The sequence below is a fragment of the Bacillus sp. UNC322MFChir4.1 genome (assembly GCF_000746135.1).
In the GTDB taxonomy this organism is placed as follows: domain Bacteria; phylum Bacillota; class Bacilli; order Bacillales; family Bacillaceae_G; genus Bacillus_A.
In genome coordinates this window covers 204,995-222,614 of sequence record NZ_KN050809.1, presented here as the reverse complement: position 1 = coordinate 222,614, position 17,620 = coordinate 204,995, and the positions used below count along the sequence as shown (strand labels likewise).

The 17,620-nt window shown below is 37.5% G+C and carries 19 protein-coding genes and 1 other annotated feature; of the genes, 12 read left to right on the top strand and 7 right to left on the bottom strand.

The window, feature by feature from the left end; genetic code table 11:
• Nucleotides 1-3: 3 nt before the first annotated feature.
• Nucleotides 4-474, bottom strand: coding sequence for a L,D-transpeptidase (locus BR72_RS18375; protein WP_035435346.1), 471 nt, complete (start codon nucleotides 472-474; stop codon nucleotides 4-6).
• A 171-nt stretch (nucleotides 475-645) separates the two neighbouring features.
• On the bottom strand, nucleotides 646-2,007 hold the full coding sequence (locus BR72_RS18370) for an MATE family efflux transporter (protein WP_035435344.1): 1,362 nt from the start codon (nucleotides 2,005-2,007) through the stop codon (nucleotides 646-648).
• A 182-nt stretch (nucleotides 2,008-2,189) separates the two neighbouring features.
• On the opposite strand from BR72_RS18370, the gene bacA reads away from it, so the two are divergent.
• The gene (bacA, locus tag BR72_RS18365) at nucleotides 2,190-2,981 is read left to right on the top strand and encodes an undecaprenyl-diphosphate phosphatase (protein WP_035435341.1); all 792 of its coding nucleotides are present in this window, start codon (nucleotides 2,190-2,192) and stop codon (nucleotides 2,979-2,981) included.
• 26 nt (nucleotides 2,982-3,007) lie between these two features.
• Here bacA and BR72_RS18360 read toward each other — a convergent pair whose 3' ends face one another.
• On the bottom strand, nucleotides 3,008-3,562 hold the full coding sequence (locus tag BR72_RS18360) for a thioredoxin family protein (protein WP_035435338.1): 555 nt from the start codon (nucleotides 3,560-3,562) through the stop codon (nucleotides 3,008-3,010).
• 64 nt (nucleotides 3,563-3,626) lie between these two features.
• The gene (locus BR72_RS18355) at nucleotides 3,627-4,067 is read right to left on the bottom strand and encodes a regulatory YrvL family protein (RefSeq protein WP_035435335.1); all 441 of its coding nucleotides are present in this window, start codon (nucleotides 4,065-4,067) and stop codon (nucleotides 3,627-3,629) included.
• Between the two features lie 476 nt (nucleotides 4,068-4,543).
• On the opposite strand from BR72_RS18355, the gene BR72_RS18350 reads away from it, so the two are divergent.
• The 3 genes from BR72_RS18350 to BR72_RS18335 all read left to right on the top strand — a co-directional run bounded on the left by BR72_RS18350 (nucleotide 4,544) and on the right by BR72_RS18335 (nucleotide 7,324).
• Entirely contained in the window at nucleotides 4,544-4,963 is a 420-nt protein-coding gene (locus BR72_RS18350; RefSeq protein ID WP_035435333.1) for a MarR family winged helix-turn-helix transcriptional regulator, read from the top strand.
• A gap of 329 nt (nucleotides 4,964-5,292) precedes the next feature.
• Nucleotides 5,293-5,448, top strand: coding sequence for a hypothetical protein (locus BR72_RS18340; RefSeq protein ID WP_035435330.1), 156 nt, complete (start codon nucleotides 5,293-5,295; stop codon nucleotides 5,446-5,448).
• A 532-nt stretch (nucleotides 5,449-5,980) separates the two neighbouring features.
• Nucleotides 5,981-7,324, top strand: a complete 1,344-nt coding sequence (locus BR72_RS18335; RefSeq protein ID WP_035435329.1) for a TrkH family potassium uptake protein — start codon at nucleotides 5,981-5,983, stop codon at nucleotides 7,322-7,324.
• A gap of 36 nt (nucleotides 7,325-7,360) precedes the next feature.
• Here the strand turns inward: BR72_RS18335 and BR72_RS18330 are convergent, their stop codons facing one another.
• Nucleotides 7,361-7,723: an imidazole glycerol phosphate synthase gene (locus tag BR72_RS18330; protein WP_081904930.1), complete on the bottom strand. Its 363-nt coding sequence runs from the start codon at nucleotides 7,721-7,723 to the stop codon at nucleotides 7,361-7,363.
• 190 nt (nucleotides 7,724-7,913) lie between these two features.
• Between BR72_RS18330 and ytfJ the strand changes: the two genes are divergently transcribed.
• The gene (ytfJ, locus tag BR72_RS18325) at nucleotides 7,914-8,288 is read left to right on the top strand and encodes a GerW family sporulation protein (RefSeq protein WP_035435326.1); all 375 of its coding nucleotides are present in this window, start codon (nucleotides 7,914-7,916) and stop codon (nucleotides 8,286-8,288) included.
• Between the two features lie 127 nt (nucleotides 8,289-8,415).
• Nucleotides 8,416-8,505, top strand: coding sequence for a hypothetical protein (locus BR72_RS18320; protein ID WP_035435324.1), 90 nt, complete (start codon nucleotides 8,416-8,418; stop codon nucleotides 8,503-8,505).
• A 443-nt stretch (nucleotides 8,506-8,948) separates the two neighbouring features.
• On the opposite strand, the gene BR72_RS18315 is transcribed toward BR72_RS18320, so the two are convergent.
• The gene (locus BR72_RS18315; protein ID WP_035435322.1) at nucleotides 8,949-9,191 is read right to left on the bottom strand and encodes a YkuS family protein; all 243 of its coding nucleotides are present in this window, start codon (nucleotides 9,189-9,191) and stop codon (nucleotides 8,949-8,951) included.
• 98 nt (nucleotides 9,192-9,289) lie between these two features.
• Nucleotides 9,290-9,544, bottom strand: a complete 255-nt coding sequence (locus BR72_RS18310) for a DUF3911 family protein (RefSeq protein ID WP_035435320.1) — start codon at nucleotides 9,542-9,544, stop codon at nucleotides 9,290-9,292.
• 398 nt (nucleotides 9,545-9,942) lie between these two features.
• On the opposite strand from BR72_RS18310, the gene ilvE reads away from it, so the two are divergent.
• From ilvE to BR72_RS18280, 6 genes are all read left to right on the top strand, one after another.
• Nucleotides 9,943-10,839 (top strand): branched-chain-amino-acid transaminase, encoded by an 897-nt coding sequence (gene ilvE, locus BR72_RS18305; protein WP_035435318.1) that lies wholly within the window; start codon nucleotides 9,943-9,945, stop codon nucleotides 10,837-10,839.
• A gap of 14 nt (nucleotides 10,840-10,853) precedes the next feature.
• Entirely contained in the window at nucleotides 10,854-12,521 is a 1,668-nt protein-coding gene (gene ilvD / locus BR72_RS18300) for a dihydroxy-acid dehydratase (protein WP_035435316.1), read from the top strand.
• Between the two features lie 23 nt (nucleotides 12,522-12,544).
• Nucleotides 12,545-12,772 (top strand) — a binding site (T-box leader).
• Nucleotides 12,773-12,845: 73 nt separating this feature from the next.
• The gene (gene ilvB / locus BR72_RS18295) at nucleotides 12,846-14,540 is read left to right on the top strand and encodes an acetolactate synthase large subunit (protein ID WP_035435312.1); all 1,695 of its coding nucleotides are present in this window, start codon (nucleotides 12,846-12,848) and stop codon (nucleotides 14,538-14,540) included.
• Nucleotides 14,540-15,055 (top strand): acetolactate synthase small subunit, encoded by a 516-nt coding sequence (gene ilvN, locus BR72_RS18290; protein WP_035435308.1) that lies wholly within the window; start codon nucleotides 14,540-14,542, stop codon nucleotides 15,053-15,055. Before ilvB ends, ilvN begins: the two co-directional genes overlap by 1 nt.
• 27 nt (nucleotides 15,056-15,082) lie before the next feature.
• Nucleotides 15,083-16,093, top strand: a complete 1,011-nt coding sequence (gene ilvC, locus BR72_RS18285) for a ketol-acid reductoisomerase (RefSeq protein ID WP_035435305.1) — start codon at nucleotides 15,083-15,085, stop codon at nucleotides 16,091-16,093.
• A gap of 1 nt (nucleotide 16,094) precedes the next feature.
• A complete protein-coding gene (locus BR72_RS18280) occupies nucleotides 16,095-17,618 on the top strand; it encodes a 2-isopropylmalate synthase (protein ID WP_035435303.1) in 1,524 nt (507 codons plus the stop codon).
• The last annotated feature ends 2 nt before the right edge of the window (nucleotides 17,619-17,620 follow it).

The window sequence follows — 17,620 nt, the reverse complement described above, 5'->3', positions numbered from 1 at the left end:
GTTTTATTTGTTTGTAACAATTACATTTGTATTGACAGGAACGCGGTCAAATAACCAGTGCACATCATCATTATACATACGAATACAACCAAGTGTTGTCCATTTTCCAATAGCACTTGCGTTATTAGTTCCATGAATAGCATATGTAGTTCCTTTTGTTCCATTTACATCTAGACCAAGCCAACGATCTCCTAATGGGTTACGTGGATCACCACCAGGAATGCGTCTTTTATAGTATGGACGATTCTTAATTTTATTGACAATCTTGAACGTCCCTAAAGGTGTTCGAGTGCTGCTTTTGCCAGTAGCGACTGTAAACTCTTTAATAAGTTTACCCTTTTCATAATATGCCATCTTATTAGTCGCGACATTGACGATTAACAAATGTTCTTGCTGATTTGTCTCTGCATTGACTGGTTTGATAGGAAGCATAGAAGAAAGGAATAGTAGTAGTACAATCATAATCTTCCTCATATTCAATTAATCTCCTTTTTCGAAATATCAAAATCTATTATAGCTCTCTTTTATGAGGAATCCTATCCTTTTTTTAAAATATTACAGATTATCGATTATATATTTGAAAAATAAATGAACACAAAAATTAGAGGATTGTTCTTATTGTATTTTTTAGATATTAAAAAGCCGCTATTTAGCGGCTTTTTGCTCCAATATATTTTTTTGGACTTGTAATAAACGAGCGAGTAAAAAGATTGCCCCAAAAGCCAATCCTAAAATAAGTCCAATCCAATATCCTTTTGCAGCCAAAGATGTATAGGTTGCGAGGAGATAACCAAGCGGCAGACCTATGACCCAATAGGCAATGAGCGTCATAATAAGTGCGACATTAACATCTTTATAACCGCGAAGTGCACCTTGTACTGGTGTAGCCACGGCATCAGAAAATTGGAACAAAATTGCAAATACGAGAAATTGTTTCGTTAAGTCGAGTACAACAGGATCATTTGTATAAATTGAAGCGATATGCTCATCAAATACAAATAGTAAGAGCGAATAAACACATGCAAAAGCGAGTGCCAATCCGATTCCTATTATGCTATAGTGCTTAGCATCTTTATACTTGGCTGCACCGACTTCGAATCCAACAGAAATTGTCATCGCCATAGATAAACTGAGTGGTGTCATATATAAAAGAGACGCGAAATTTATTGCAGACTGGTGAGCAGCGATGGTTGTTGTATTATAATTACTCATTAATAACGTAACAGCAGCAAAAATGCTTGTTTCAAAAAAGATCGCAAATCCAATAGGTATCCCGAGTTTTAATAATTCTTTCCATTTGGATAAAGAGGGACGATAGAAACATTGAAAGACACCATAGGAAGAGAACGGTTCTTTCGTACAAATAATAATAATCGTAATCAGTAAAATACACCAGTATGTGGTTGTTGAGGCAATTGCAGCCCCGACTCCACCGAGTTTAGGAAAACCGAAATTACCAAAAATGAATACATAGTTCAACACAATATTAATCGGTAAAGATAGTAAAGTGATAATCATAGTTGTCCTTGTTTTTCCTAAGGCGTCAATAAAACCGCGGAGTACTGTATAGACAAATAGTGGAATGATACCAAATGCGATAATACTTAAAAATTGACTAGCAATCTGTGCAACTTGTTGCTCTAAATGCATGGCATGTAAAATAGGTGAAACTGCAAAAAAGCCAATTAGCATAACAATTAGACTGACAAAAATCGCTAAATATACAGCTTGTGTCACAATATGAGAGACTTTTTCTTTTTGTTTAGAACCGATAAGATGTGCGACAATCGGAGTAGTGGCCATTAAAATACCTGTTAATCCTGTACTAACTGGAATCCATACACTTGTTCCAATTGCAACGCCAGCCAAATCAGTAGCGCTTGCATGGCCTGACATCGTAGTATCGAAAAAGCTCATGGAAAATAATGATATTTGTGTAACGAAAATGGGGAAAAATAATAAGACAAATTGTTTTATTTTTTGTGAAATTGATGTAGTTTCTTTCATGTTTACTCCTTTCTAAAATACAAACAAACCGCTTTAATCATACTATTGAATAAGAATTTAGAAAAGGAATACGTATCCATACATTTAGGATAAAATCGAAAAAAACGATGCGTGTTTTGTAAAGATGAGGTATTATGATAAAGTGTGAACACAGCATTAAATCGCATTAAGGAGGCACGAGTGTGGCTGATTGGTTAATTGGATTAATCATGGGTGCTGTTGAAGGATTGACAGAGTTTTTACCTGTATCATCAACAGGACATATGATTTTAACAGGGCATTTAATTGGATTTGAAGGAGATAAAGCAAAAACATTTGAAGTTGTTGTACAATTAGGGTCCATTTTAGCAGTTGTTGTCGTATTTTGGAAACGATTATGGTCATTAGTTGGAGTTGGACGAGTAAAGCAGGGTCCATCATTAAACTTATTACATATTATTATCGGAATGATTCCAGCTGGTTTACTTGGTTTTTTATTTCATAGCAAAATTAAGGGAATTTTATTTGGGCCAGGACCGGTTGTTATTAGTTTAGTTGCTGGTGGTATTTTAATGATTATCGCTGAGAAGTTTTCAAAACCAAGCACAGCAAAAACATTGGACGAGATTACATATAAACAAGCATTCACAATTGGAATGTTTCAATGTTTAGCGCTATGGCCAGGATTTTCACGTTCTGGATCTACGATTAGTGGTGGATTATTAGCTCGTGTATCTCATACAGCGGCTGCTGAATATACATTTATTCTTGCAGTACCAATGATGGTTGCAGCAACAGGTCTTGATTTAATTAAAAGTTGGAGTGAATTAAGTGCAGCGGATCTTCCGTTATTTGCGAGCGGATTTATTACTGCCTTTGTAGTTGCGATGTTAGCAATTGTTTCATTCTTAAAATTATTATCTCGTGTAAAATTAACACCATTTGCATATTACCGTTTCATTCTTGCTGCGGTGTTTTATTTCTTTGTTTTATAATGAAAAAACTGCCATTTGGCAGTTTTTTATTTTGCTATTTTTTCTATTATATTTTCCATAACGTGTTCCCAAAGTGCTGTGTCAGAAGCTAATGTTTTACGGAATTCTGCATACATATTTTGCTGTTTTTCTTCGAACTTTGGATCTTCCTTACTAGGAAGTGTTGCACGCATGGAGGTAACTAACTCTTGTACTTTTGGTGCTCGAGGTCCCCATACTGCTTTTTCATTCCCGTCCTGATCGATAAAAATAAAAATTGGAATTGCACGTGCTGTACCATTTGTTAAATATTGATCCATCAACTCTAAATTTTCATCACGAATGAGTAAGCTCATCTCAATGCCAGCAACTTCGCAAATGCGTTTCATAATTGGTACGCAAAGAAGGGCATCACCGCACCAATCTGCGGTTAAAACGATAACCTTTAAATTGTCATTTTGGCGTGTTTCTAAAATTGGAAGAAGTTCATTAGGAATTAAGAAGTTATTGTAAATGTGTAGTAATTCGTATTGGTTTACTGTCATATTATTTACATATGTATCAAAGGACATGCCTTTTTCAAACCATTTCTGTAATGTCATACATGACACTCCCTTCTATATTTGCTCATATTGTATCAAGTTTTTTTGTGGAAAGCTTGTAATATTACTTTTCCTTTTTATCGGTAAGCCATATTTTATCGAGTATAAAAAAGAACAACACAATTAATAGCTCTGCTGTATTAGAAATAGTAACATCATTCATCCATTCGTCTGCGATATGAAATGTAATCCAGTCTAAAGAAATTTGTAACATGGCAAGAAGGAGAAAAGAGAGCCATTTTGGCAAGTTGTTAAAGGTGGCACTAAAAATTAATTTGCATGAATTAATGGTAAAATTACTAAAGAGGTCTAAAACAGTAATTAATATAAAAAAGAGAAGAAGGGCTGTTCGAGATGTATATTCGACCCCGGTAAGGCGGAAGACACCAACATAAACGAAAAAGATAAGAGCAAACGGGAGTAGAATTAATAAGCTGATTGCACTAATTACAAGTATTTTTTCTTTTAAATTTAAATTTGAGAACTGTTCTTCTGGCTCTTTCATTTCATCCCCCTCACTTTATGGTAATAATTAACTTTTTCCTATTGTACCATTTTGTAGGGAATTTGAGTATAAGGAATAAAGTGAAACTTCCATCAGTGACGCTTTTCTCACTGATGGAAAGCTCTCACCAATCGGGCTTTTACGGGCAGTTTTCTTCCTTACTCTTCTCTAGCTTTTACTGCCCGTTAATGTGGGATAAAGACCGTTCGGTGATATTCGACATACAAGTAGTCGATTTGCTGAGCTGAATCATACCGAAAGAGGCTGTCCAAAAAGTAAACTTTTGGACAGCCTCTTTTCGCGCTGATCAAATGTACAGCATATTTTAAAAGCAACCTTTATCATCTATTTCCAAACAATGAAGAAAAGATACATGAATTTCCAAATGAAAGGGATGACAAAATGAAAAAAGTACGTTAATATAGTTAATAATATTTTTATTTAACTATATTAAATACATAGGGGTGCTGTATAAAATGGTTAATGATCGCGAGTTGTTAATCGAGAATTTATCGACAAATTTTTTTGCTATGTTTCGCACAATCCGTAATGATATGAACAAGATTTTTGAGAATTATATTCCGTGGAATGAATTTCTCGTGTTGCGTATTTTAAATCGAAACCAAAAGGAAATGGTTTCTCGTGTTGCGAATGAATTGAATGTATCAAATAGTCATATTACGGCTGTAGCAGAAAAACTAATAAAAAAAGGACTCGTAACACGTTCGCGTAGTACATTAGATCGCCGTGTCGTGTATTTAGAGATTGTTGATAAAGGAAAAGAGTTAGTAGCTGAGATGGATAAGCAGAACAAGTTGTACTTGAAAGAACGATTTTCTACTTTATCTGAAGAGGAAATGATGACTATGATTTCTATTTCACAAAAATTAATCTAGTATAAATTATTTGTAACTACTCAGTCATTCTATGAGAAAAAGGCAGAAAAGCATTTTTTTAAATGGCCTGGGAGGGACTGGCTATGTATAGGAGCGGTCAGCCCCGCCACCTCAGGATTGAGAGAGAAACGAAGAAGATAGGTGGGAGGCAACTGCTGGCATGCCCCGATTGGATGGGCTTTCCATCAGTGAGAAAAGCGTCACTGATTTTATATTAGGAAATAGTTTTTTTGTCAAAGCCTTCGTGATCACACGAGGGCTTTTCATGTGTATTTTGAATGAAACGAAGCATACTAACAATATTATGATAAAGAAGGGAAGGAAGTTGTATGACGAATCGTAATGGTAGTAAAGGGAGCGGGAATCAAGGAGCACCTAAAGCTGGTCAATATCAACAGGAATTTGGTGCAGAGTTTGTTGCTGGTGATGATAATAAAGGAAAAGAATATCGTTCAAAAAAAGGCAGCAAGTCAAGGAAGGAGTGAAGTGTATTCACTTCTTCTTTTTTATGTAAATTAAAAAGTCGACATAAAAACCTCTTTTTTTAGGGGGGCGAGAGAAATAGGCCATGCAGAGAAGCGATCAGGGCCTATTTCTGCCACATGCGGGGTTTTAAACAAAGGGAGAAAGCAAGTCGTTGTCATGTTGTATTTTGTATAGCAGCGACTTATATATTGGAAATTTAAAATCGATTTATATATCAGGAGGGAATAGTAGTAGTGAAATAAAAAAAACCATCTTTATATTGCAAGATGGCTTAGGAAGGGGGGACAATTTATGTCAATTTAAGTTAGGGACAGAAAGCTGTTCGAGACATTGGGGATGTCTCATTATTAGGGAGGAACAGCTTTGATAGTTATACTATAAAAGACCGATGTGAATTCAATGTGAACTTGGAGTGAAGGAATTAGGAATTTTCTATTTTTTAAATGGAAATAAAAGTTGAAATTCATAGAAAAAAAGATTATGCTCAACTATGTTACATATTTTGGAGGACGGATTAAGGGAGTTAGTGCTATGAGAATGATAGAAAAACGAGACTTAAATGATCGTTTTATACGATTAAGTCCACCGCAAATTTTAGCAATTGGCTTTTTTGCTTTGATTATGGTTGGGGGGCTATTGTTGAAATTGCCAATTTCAACAAAAACGTCTATTAGCTGGGTAGATGCTTTTTTTACAGCGACGTCAGCGGCGACTGTGACAGGCTTAGGTGTAGTAGATGTAAATAGTACCTTTACGATATTTGGCCAAGTTGTCATTATGTTTCTTATACAAACTGGTGGTTTAGGTTTAATGACAATTGCTATTTTAATAGTTTGGGTGTTAGGTAAAAAGATAGGGCTGCGTCATCGCCTTCTTATTGGAGAAGCATTAAATCAAACAAATATTGGCGGGCTTGTAAAATTAGTAAAGCGGGTGTTTTTCTTCTCGATTTGTATTGAATTAGTGGGTGCTGTATTTTTATCTATTCGCTTTATTCCAGAATTCGGATTCGGAAAAGGACTATATTACAGCCTCTTTCATGTCGTGGCTGCTTATAATAATGCCGGATTTGCCTTATGGCCAGATAATTTAACGAGATATGTTGGCGATCCTATTATTAATATTGGTATTTGCTCGTTAATTGTAACAGGTGGATTAGGTTTTACCGTACTCATTGATATTTGGTATAGCCGCAGTTTTCGAAAACTAGTACTGCATTCAAAAATCATGATTATTGGTACGGTTGTGTTAATTGTGGGTGCGATGCTTGTCATATTCGTATTGGAATATAGTAACGCAAAAACATTGGGTTCTTTATCATTAAGTGAGAAGTTATGGGCATCGTTCTTCCAAGGGATTACACCGCGTACAGCTGGATTTAATACAATTGATTACGGAAGTATGAGAGAGTCAACACTGTTCTTTACGATGGTGCTTATGTTTATTGGAGCGGGAAGTGTTTCGACTGGAGGCGGTATTAAACTTACCACTTTTGTTATTTTAATTACATCTGTACTTTCGTTTTTCAAGAAAAAGGAAGAATTGGTTTTATTTCGTCGTACGATAAAAATGTCAACAGTGACGAGAGCTTTAGCGATTGTCATTGCCAGTCAATTTTTGATTTTTATGGCAGTATTTATACTGATGCTCACTGAAAATTTTAGTTTTATGGCACTCTTATTTGAAACAATTTCAGCATTTGGAACAGTTGGATTAACAGTGGGGATTACAGCTAAATTATCAGCATTTGGAAAATGTGTGATTATGTTTGTTATGTTTTGCGGATTAATTGGACCGCTAACACTTGTATTTTCACTTGCACGGCCAGCAAAACAAAAAATTCGCTATCCATCTGAGGATGTATTTACAGGATAAGGTATCTTGCGAGAAGCAAGATACCTTTTATTGTGTTTAAAAAAGAGAGAAGAATAGGCTGATAAGGGCCGCTCGGAATATTAATGCGACAATTGCCGCTAAGCCGCCAACAATTGCAGCTATTCCACCTGTAACAGTAGCGCCGCGGTTATAAGCATAAATACCAATTAGGACAGAAAGAAGTCCAAAGAGTACTGGAAAAGTGAATAAAGATAAGACGGCAAGGGCGAGTGCGATAAATCCAGCTGTTGCTCCGCCGGCTTTTGTCGTTTCGTGTTCTTTGTCATTGTATGGTACACCGTTCGGTGCAATTTCAGCGGCGTACTCTTCTTCAAAATGATCTTCATTTTCTCTATAACGTTCTTCGTGTTTATCAGTCAATGTGATATCTCCTTTCATAAAGAGCTTCATGTTTAATATGAGCTACTTTCGCTTTTTTATCCTATGATTCGCGGATGGTAATTTTCGGGAAAAGAATGTTATAGAAGGAAGATTTACTTTCAAGAATCGTTAAGTTGTAAAAATTGGTATGTCTTCGCTGTTTTTGGAAACGATAAAAAGGAATTGAAAGGAAAAAGAGGTGGTTTCTATGACGCAACATCCAATTGAAAACTTAATGAAAACAGCAATGACAAATTTAAAAGAAATGGTGGACGTGAATAAGGTTGTCGGAAAGCCTGTATCAACAGCAGATGGCAGTATTATTTTAACCGTTTCAAAAGTTGCCTTTGGTTTTGGGGCAGGTGGAAGTGATTTTAATGTGAGTGAACGAAAAACAGAGGTGCAGGGCTTACATCCATTTGGAGGTGGAAGTGGTGCTGGTGTTTCCATTAATCCTGTTGCATTTTTAGTAGTTGGGGCAAAAGGGATTCAAGTCATGCACTTACATAGTGGTACACACCTTGTAGAAAAAGCGTTGGAAACAGTGCCTAATGCAGTGCAGAAATTGGTAAATAAGCTTTAATTGGGTACTTGCATTTTAAGGAAATTATGATATAGTAGATGAAGTGTGTTTAAAGATGATACGAATATAAGCTGAATCGTAATATATAGAAGTTGATGATTTATGTAAGAATAAGGGAGAGGTATAGATGATTAACATCAAGAATTTTGCTGTTGGTTTATGCATGTTAGTGAGTGCTTTTGTTGTATACGTACTAAAGGAAAAAGCGCAATTTTAGTAAACAGGCTCATTTGTTAGTCTGTTTTTATTTTGAAGAAAGTGTTGACATTTTTATTGTAACGGGATATAATGTATTTTCGTGTCTCGGTTACAGCTAGTATATATTGGTTATTCTTTACTAGTACAAATCACTGAATTGCTAAAGATCGGGCGATAATGCCAACAACTTTGGTGATCACGTATATGATGGATTGTATTTGTAAACTGTATACACATACTAGTGTATCAGGAGCGGTCGTTGGAGCCGTAATGATGAGAGAGAGGTAGGGCTTTCATCCAGTATATGTTACTTTCCCGTTAGTTAAATATAGAAAAGAAGGCTACTTTTTATAAATAGTAGCCTTCTTTTAATGTATTTCCGAAAGAGGTCCCATCTTTAATGTGTGATGGGTTCGTAAAGTGAAGTTTTCGATAGGATTCCTTATTCAATAAGGTTTCACTTTATTGAATTCTACTTTCGACTTGTTGACAAATTTCTTCAGTTGTTAATCCTCTTGCGTCAATAACAGATCCCTTTATCACAGCATTGCTAATCCCCGCTACGTTAGAATCTTGACCGGTTATAACGCAGCAATCACATCCTTGCACATCATTTTCAGATTGTAATGAGATTACGTCATGCCCCTTTTGTTGTAGTGCTTGTTGTACATTTGTTAAAGAATTTTCTACGCCAATTTTCGCCATAGTATTCACCTCCTGCCATCTAGTAATATGTTCCTTTTTCGGAAGAATATTCACTAATTAGCAGAAGAGTTCACACGTGCGGCAGAAGAATAAATAAACTAGTCGTTATAAACTCCAGTTAACATATCACATACAAAACGATCGTTTTGTTCATCTTGCATTGTATAATCATTTGATTGTACATCAACAGAAGCAATATAAAGCGGAGTTTGCGTTGTTTTATTTTGCTCTACATCATGAAGTAATTCTACATAATCCTCTAATTTACACAGTCCTTTTGTATTCATAAAATCAAATAACTGAAGCATTTCCATTACTTCTTGTCTAGTTCCTTTAATTTGTAAACATGCCATAATATTTAGCCCCCTCAAATTTGTCAAAATGATTTTTGAAAATAGGATTATGAGTAACGATGAAAAAATATGAGTGTTATCCTCAAATTTTATTTTTCCACCTCGCTTTATTACTACTCATTTTCCTGAAAATAGATAGATCGTCCGTTTATTGAGTACAATACATTCGCATCTTTTGACAAAAATCCTTCTCGTCAAAAAAAATTTTTTTGTAGAAGAAAATGTCGAAAAAATTTTTTGACATTTTGTAAACGTTAACAATGTTGGGATATCAATATATAATAGGTTGTTCTTAAATTTAAAAATTTGAAATTTTCAAAAATTTCTTTGATTTATTTGAAAAGGGAGCGTAAACTAAGAAACAATAAAAATTTCAAGGATATAGGGGGCGCTTTCAAGTGAACGAGCAATGGATTTTCTTGGATGGAGAATTTGTTCCAAAAGATGAAGCAAAAGTTTCTGTTTATGATCATGGATATTTATATGGTGATGGGGTATTTGAAGGCATTCGTGTTTACAGCGGAAATGTTTTTCGATTGAAAGAACACCTCATTCGTTTGTACGAGTCAGCAAAATCCATTTTACTAGAAATTCCATATACGTTGGAAGAAGTGACCAATATTGTTGTAGAAACAATAAGACGTAATCAGTTATCCAATGGGTACATTCGTCTAGTTATATCACGCGGGGCTGGAAATCTTGGTTTAGATCCTGATTCGTGTTTAAAGCCAAATGTTGTTGTCATTGCGGAACAACTAGCACTGTTTCCAGCGGAATATTATGAAAAGGGAATCCCCGTTGTGACAGTGGCAACAAGGCGGAATCGCCCGGATGTATTATCACCACAAGTGAAATCATTGAATTACCTCAATAATATTTTAGTTAGAATTGAAGCAAAACTTGCGGGTGTGCAGGAAGCGCTGATGTTAAATGAGCAAGGCTATGTTGCAGAAGGTTCAGGTGACAATGTATTTATTGTAAAAGGTAATAAATTAATTACACCACCAAGTTCTGCAGGAGCACTGGAAGGAATTACGCGAAATGCGATTATGGAAATTGGTGAGAAACTTGGCTATGACGTAAGGGAAGAATTATTTACTCGCCATGATGTGTATGTAGCAGATGAAGTATTTTTAACAGGTACAGCAGCTGAAGTTATTGCAGTAACAAAGGTTGACGGAAGAGAAATTGGTGCTGGGAAACCAGGAACACATACAAATTGTTTATTAGAAGAATTCCGTAAGCTAGTAGTAGAAGATGGTGAAAAAATTTATGAAGAAAATAAAGTAAATTGATAGGAGAGTAACCGATGCGAAGCAATATGATTAAACAAGGTATTGACCGGGCGCCGCATCGAAGTTTGCTTCATGCGGCAGGCGTTAAAGAAGAGGATTTTCATAAACCATTTATTGCAATTTGTAATTCATATATAGATATTGTCCCAGGACACATTCACTTAAGGGAACTTGCTGATGTGGCAAAAGCTGCTATTCGCGGGGCAGGCGGTGTTCCTTTTGAGTTTAATACAATCGGTGTTGATGACGGAATTGCGATGGGGCATATTGGAATGCGCTATTCTCTTCCAAGCCGAGAGATCATTGCAGATGCAGCAGAAACTGTCATTCAAGCTCATTGGTTTGACGGAGTTATGTATATGCCAAATTGTGACAAAATTACACCGGGAATGTTAATGGCATCTGTTCGGACGAATGTTCCTTCTGTTTTTGTCTCAGGAGGGCCGATGGAAGCTGGAAAAGCAAAAGATGGGACTCCTCTTTCGTTGGCATCTGTATTTGAAGGGGTTGGTGCTCATAAATCAGGGAAGATGAGTTTAGAGCAGTTGATTGATATGGAAAAATCAGCATGTCCAACGTGTGGTTCTTGTTCAGGGATGTTTACAGCAAATTCTATGAATACCATTATGGAAATGCTCGGTGTTGCACTTCCTGGAAATGGAACAATTGTTGCAACAAGTGAGGAACGACATAACTTAATTCGTCAAGCTGCATTTCATTTAATGGAATTAATTAAGTGTGATATAAAGCCGCGTGACATTATTACGAAAGAAGCAATTGATGATGCCTTTGCACTAGATATGGCGATGGGTGGATCGACAAATACCGTTTTACATATGTTAGCCATTGCGTATGAAGCTGGAATTGATTATGACTTGCAGCGTATAAATGATATTGCAAAGCGTGTTCCATACTTGGCGAAAATTAGCCCAGCCTCTCATTATTCTATGCATGATGTACATGAAGCTGGCGGGGTGGCGGCTATTATTAAAGAGCTTTCACAAATTCCAGGGGCAATCCATTCTGAGCGCATAACAATTACAGGGAAAAGCATCTATGAAACAGTAGAAGCTGGAAAAATTTTAGATAAAAAAGTAATTCGTCCGAAAGAGCGGCCTTATCGTAAAACAGGAGGTCTTTCCATTCTCTTTGGGAATTTAGCACCAGATGGTTCTGTCTTAAAAGTTGGCGCGATTGATGAATCAGTTACTTCATTTGTTGGTGAAGCAATTTGCTTTGACTCTCATGATGAAGCAGTTGCAGCGATTCATAGTGGTATTGTGAAAGAAGGGCATGTTGTAGTTATCCGTTATGAAGGTCCAAAAGGAGGACCTGGTATGCCAGAAATGTTAGCTCCAACATCAGCAATCGTTGGAAGAGGGCTTGGCACAAAGGTTGCGCTCGTTACCGATGGGCGTTTCTCCGGGGCAACAAGAGGGATTGCAATTGGGCATGTATCACCAGAGGCAGCTGAAGGAGGGCCAATTGCATATGTGAAAGACGGTGATCCCATCATTATTAATGTAAAAGATGGTAGTATTCATTGGGAAATTTCTAATGAAGTATTAGAAGAGCGAAAAAAACAATTTATTTCTCCAGAGCCGAAAGTAAGAACTGGGTATTTAGCAAGATATGCGAAGCTCGTTACTTCGGCAAACACAGGAGGAATTATGAAAGTATAAAGTGAAACTTCCGCGCGCGGATGGATAAAGCGTTGATAGGGAGGAGTAGTTGATTGTGAAGCCTCACAGAGAGTCGGTGGCTGGTGGAAACCGATGGTTCACGTTGACGAACATCGCCCTTGAGTGCCAAGCTGAAGCACTTGCCTAGGTTTGGACGGTAGCTCCGTTATTAGCTTGATTCGATTAGAGTCACTGAGGCAAGAATTTTTCTTGCAAAGAAGGGTGGTACCACGAAGTCTTTCGTCCCTTCAGCACATAGCTGAAGTGTGGGCGAAAGACTTTTTTATTTATATATGTATTTCATAAAGGAGGTTTCTCAAAACAATGTCTTCAAAAACGGAAGAGAAAATGGCAACCGGTGCACAGCTTTTGTTACAAACGCTTAGAAAGGAAAAGGTAGAAGTTATTTTTGGCTATCCCGGAGGAGCTGTTTTACCGCTATATGATGCGCTTTATGATTTCGAAATTCCTCATATTTTGACGCGGCATGAGCAAGGTGCGATCCATGCGGCAGAAGGGTATGCAAGAATTACTGGAAAGCCAGGCGTTGTAATTGCTACAAGCGGACCAGGGGCGACAAATGTCATTACTGGTTTAGCGGATGCGATGATGGATTCTTTACCGCTTGTCGTATTTACTGGTCAAGTTGCAACAACGCTTATAGGGAGTGACGCCTTTCAAGAAGCGGATGTTATCGGACTTACGATGCCTGTCACAAAACATAATTATCAAGTGCGAAATGTATCAGATTTACCAAGAATTATAAAAGAGGCATTTCATATTGCTGCAACGGGTAGACCGGGTCCGGTCGTCATTGATCTTCCGAAAAATATGGTTGTAGAAACAGGAGAGCGATGTAGTGATGCTCAGATGGATTTACCTGGATATCATCCGAATTATCATCCGAATCAACTGCAAATAACAAAGCTAATGCAAGCAATTGAAACAGCAAAGAAACCACTAATTTTAGCGGGTGCTGGTGTACTTCATGCGAAAGCGGCAAATGAACTAACTGCATTTGCTCGTATATATCATCTTCCGGTTGTTCATACATTGCTTGGTCTTGGCGGATTTCCAGCAGATGATCCATTGTTTTTAGGAATGGGGGGCATGCACGGTTCTTATGCAGCAAATATGGCTTTGTATGAATGCGATTTGTTAATAAATATAGGGGCTCGTTTTGATGATCGCTTGACGGGAAATTTAACGTACTTTGCAAAGGAAGCAAAGGTAGCCCATATCGATATCGACCCTGCAGAAATTGGAAAGAACGTTGCAACAGAAATTCCAATTGTAGCAAGCGCTAAGCATGCTTTAGAAGCGTTATTAGCGTGTAAAGGAGAGAAACAAAATCATAATGAATGGCTACAACTTCTGCAAAAAAGAAAGAATCGTTATCCGTTTTGTTATAAAGACGATTCACAAATGTTAAAACCACAAGCTGCAATCGAAATGCTTTATGAAGTTACAAATGGAAATGCGATTATAACGACGGACGTTGGGCAGCATCAAATGTGGGCTGCACAATATTATAAATTAAAACAACCTAATAAGTGGATCACATCAGGAGGACTTGGAACGATGGGGTTTGGTTTGCCAGCTGCGATTGGGGCGCAAATTGCCGAGCCAAATGAACTCATTGTAGCAATTGTAGGTGATGCTGGCTTTCAAATGACATTACAAGAATTAAGTGTTTTAAAGGAACATTCCCTTCCTGTGAAAGTGCTTATTTTAAACAATGAAGCACTTGGGATGGTGCGGCAATGGCAAGATGAGTTTTATAATCAGCGTTATTCGCATTCGATAATTTCTTGCCAACCAGACTTTGTTAAGTTAGCCCATGCGTATGGAATAAAAGGAATTCGTATTGAACATCCATTAACAGCAAAAGAACAATTAAAAGAGGCGATGAAATTACAAGAACCGGTGCTAATTGATTGCCGCGTTTTACAATCTGAAAAAGTTATGCCTATGGTTGCCCCGGGCAAAGGTGTTCATCAAATGGAGGGGGTGGAATAGTGAAACGGATTGTGACAGCGACAGTTCGAAATCAAAGTGGGGTTTTAAATCGGATTACAGGTGTGATGGCGAGAAGACAATTTAATATTGAAAGTATTTCAGTAGGTCATACAGAATCATCCCATATTTCAAGAATGACATTTGTTGTTCATGTTGAAAATGTCCAGCAAGTCGAACAGCTTATTAAGCAGCTTCATAAACAAATTGATGTATTAAAAGTATCTGATATTACAGAAGAAGCAATGATTGCAAGAGAACTTGCACTCATTAAAGTGTCTACGTCAATTGCTTCTAGATCCGAATTGTATAGCTTAATTGAACCATTTCGTGCTGCTGTTATAGATGTTGGAAAGGATTCCATTGTCGTTCAAGTAACAGGAACGCAAGAAAAAGTAGAAGCGCTGATTGAATTATTACGTCCATACGGTTTAAAAGAAATTGCAAGGACAGGAGTAACAGCTTTTACAAGAAGTATGAAAAAGCAAGATAAACAACAAGTAATGTTAATTAACTAATTTTTAAAATATAGGAGGAGAAAGAAAATGGCGAAAGTTTATTATGAAAAGGATGTAACAGTAAATGTATTAAAAGGAAAGAAAGTAGCGATTGTAGGATATGGGTCACAAGGTCATGCTCATGCACAAAATTTACGTGATAACGGTTTTGATGTTGTTGTAGGTCTTCGGCAAGGAAAGTCATGGGAAAAGGCGAAGGAAGATGGGTTTTCTGTATATAAGGTTGCTGAAGCTACAAAACTAGCAGATGTTGTAATGGTATTGCTTCCAGATGAACTACAGCCGGAAGTATATGAAGCAGAAATTGCACCGAATTTGCAAGAAGGAAATGCACTTGTGTTTGCTCATGGATTTAACGTTCATTTTAATCAAATTACACCGCCGGAAGATGTAGATGTATTCCTTGTAGCGCCAAAAGGACCGGGGCATCTTGTCCGCCGCACATTTGTAGAAGGTGCAGCCGTGCCAGCGTTATTTGCAGTTTATCAAGATGCAACAGGAACGGCTTATGAAAAAGCACTATCGTATGCAGATGGAATCGGAGCAACTCGCGCCGGTGTACTCCAAACAACGTTTAAAGAAGAAACAGAAACAGATTTATTCGGAGAGCAAGCAGTACTTTGCGGAGGAGCAACGGCTCTTGTAAAAGCAGGTTTTGAAACGTTAGTAGAAGCAGGCTATCAACCAGAACTCGCCTATTTTGAATGTTTACATGAACTAAAGCTTATTGTCGATCTTATGTATGAAGGCGGATTAGAAAATATGCGCTATTCAGTTTCGGACACAGCGCAGTGGGGAGATTTTGTATCGGGGCCGCGTGTTGTAACAGAGCATACAAAGCAAGCGATGCAAGAAGTATTAAAAGATATTCAAGATGGAACATTTGCTAGAGGTTGGATTGCGGAACATAAAACAGGAAGACAAAAATTCCATGCGATTAATACAGCGGAGAATGCGCACCAAATTGAAGAAGTAGGTCGAAAACTACGTGAGATGATGCCATTTGTGAAGCCGAGAGTGAAAATGGAGGTTAAGTAATATGAAGCAAATTTTGTTCATGGATACGACGCTTCGTGATGGGGAGCAATCACCTGGAGTAAATTTAAATGAACAAGAAAAATTACAAATTGCACGGCAGTTAGAGAGGCTTGGAATTCATGTGATGGAGGCGGGCTTTGCGTCCGCTTCCGAAGGTGATTTTTGCTCAGTAAAACGGATTGCCGAAACAATTCAAAATGCTTCTGTTATGAGTTTAGCCCGTGCTAAGGAAAGTGATATTCGTACTGCATATGAAGCGTTAAAAGGAGGCGTTTCCCCTCGGTTACATGTCTTTCTGGCAACGAGTGATATTCATATGAAATATAAGCTCCGTATGTCAAAGGATGAAGTATTAAATACAATTTATCGCTCAGTAAAGCTTGGGAAATCATTATTTCCAGCAGTGCAGTTTTCTGCAGAAGATGAAACGCGAACAACCTCTTCTTTTTTAGCGGAAGCTGTAGAAGTTGCGATTCGCGCCGGCGCAGATGTCATTAACATTCCTGATACAGTAGGATATACCAATCCGGAAGAATATTATTCTCTTTTTCAATATTTGCAAGAACATGTTCAATCTTATGAGAAAGCTATTTTCTCTTGTCATTGTCACGATGATCTCGGCATGGCAGTAGCCAACTCACTAGCGGCAATTGAAGGCGGTGCCCTTCAAGTAGAAGGGACGATTAATGGTATTGGAGAACGTGCTGGTAATGCTGCTCTTGAAGAAATTGCAGTTGCACTTCATATTCGAAATGATTACTACGAGGCGTCATCTTCCATACAATTAAAAGAAATTAAAACGACGAGTACACTTGTAAGTCGATTAACAGGAATGGTTGTTCCAAAAAACAAAGCAATAGTTGGTGCCAATGCGTTTGCCCATGAATCTGGTATTCATCAAGATGGGGTTTTAAAAGAAGCATCTACTTACGAAATTATTTCACCTTCTCTAGTAGGAGAAGAGCGAAATCAATTTGTACTTGGGAAACATTCCGGACGCCACGCATTTACAGAGAAGATGAGAGAGTTAGGTTATGATTTTACAGAAGAAGAGAGGGACATAGCATTTCGTGCTTTTAAACGATTAGCGGATCGAAAGAAAGAAATTACAGAAGAAGATTTACGAGCGCTTGTATTAGGGGAAACTGCATTTGCTAAGCAGCAGTATGATATTAAACAATTGCAAGTTCATTTTGTATCAAACAGTATTCAAAGTGCAACCGTCTGCTTAGAAGATACTGAGGGGAATGAGCTGGAGGATGCTGCGACTGGAGCAGGTAGCATTGAAGCGATTTATAATGCAATTCAAAGAATTCTTCATTTACAATGTGAACTCGCTGACTATCGTATTCAATCGATTACACAAGGACAAGATGCATTAGCTCATGTTCATGTTGAATTGAAAGAAGATGGGCATCAAGTTTCTGGTTTTGGCGTAGCGCAAGATGTACTAGAAGCTTCGGCCCGTGCTTACGTATATGCAGCAGGGAAATTAAAAGCATTACGATCACTTACAAAATCGTAAAG

Coding starts and splice junctions, on each gene's coding strand:
- BR72_RS18340 (WP_035435330.1), top strand. CDS start 5,293: ATGACGAATCGTAATGGTAGTAAAGGGAGCGGGAATCAAGGAGCACCT.
- BR72_RS18355 (WP_035435335.1), bottom strand. CDS start 4,067: ATGAAAGAGCCAGAAGAACAGTTCTCAAATTTAAATTTAAAAGAAAAA.
- ilvB (WP_035435312.1), top strand. CDS start 12,846: ATGTCTTCAAAAACGGAAGAGAAAATGGCAACCGGTGCACAGCTTTTG.
- BR72_RS18320 (WP_035435324.1), top strand. CDS start 8,416: ATGATTAACATCAAGAATTTTGCTGTTGGTTTATGCATGTTAGTGAGT.
- BR72_RS18315 (WP_035435322.1), bottom strand. CDS start 9,191: ATGGCGAAAATTGGCGTAGAAAATTCTTTAACAAATGTACAACAAGCA.
- ilvD (WP_035435316.1), top strand. CDS start 10,854: ATGCGAAGCAATATGATTAAACAAGGTATTGACCGGGCGCCGCATCGA.
- BR72_RS18335 (WP_035435329.1), top strand. CDS start 5,981: ATGAGAATGATAGAAAAACGAGACTTAAATGATCGTTTTATACGATTA.
- BR72_RS18280 (WP_035435303.1), top strand. CDS start 16,095: ATGAAGCAAATTTTGTTCATGGATACGACGCTTCGTGATGGGGAGCAA.
- BR72_RS18370 (WP_035435344.1), bottom strand. CDS start 2,007: ATGAAAGAAACTACATCAATTTCACAAAAAATAAAACAATTTGTCTTA.
- BR72_RS18330 (WP_081904930.1), bottom strand. CDS start 7,723: ATGAAAGGAGATATCACATTGACTGATAAACACGAAGAACGTTATAGA.
- BR72_RS18360 (WP_035435338.1), bottom strand. CDS start 3,562: ATGACATTACAGAAATGGTTTGAAAAAGGCATGTCCTTTGATACATAT.
- ytfJ (WP_035435326.1), top strand. CDS start 7,914: ATGACGCAACATCCAATTGAAAACTTAATGAAAACAGCAATGACAAAT.
- ilvC (WP_035435305.1), top strand. CDS start 15,083: ATGGCGAAAGTTTATTATGAAAAGGATGTAACAGTAAATGTATTAAAA.
- BR72_RS18310 (WP_035435320.1), bottom strand. CDS start 9,544: ATGGCATGTTTACAAATTAAAGGAACTAGACAAGAAGTAATGGAAATG.
- BR72_RS18350 (WP_035435333.1), top strand. CDS start 4,544: ATGGTTAATGATCGCGAGTTGTTAATCGAGAATTTATCGACAAATTTT.
- BR72_RS18375 (WP_035435346.1), bottom strand. CDS start 474: ATGAGGAAGATTATGATTGTACTACTACTATTCCTTTCTTCTATGCTT.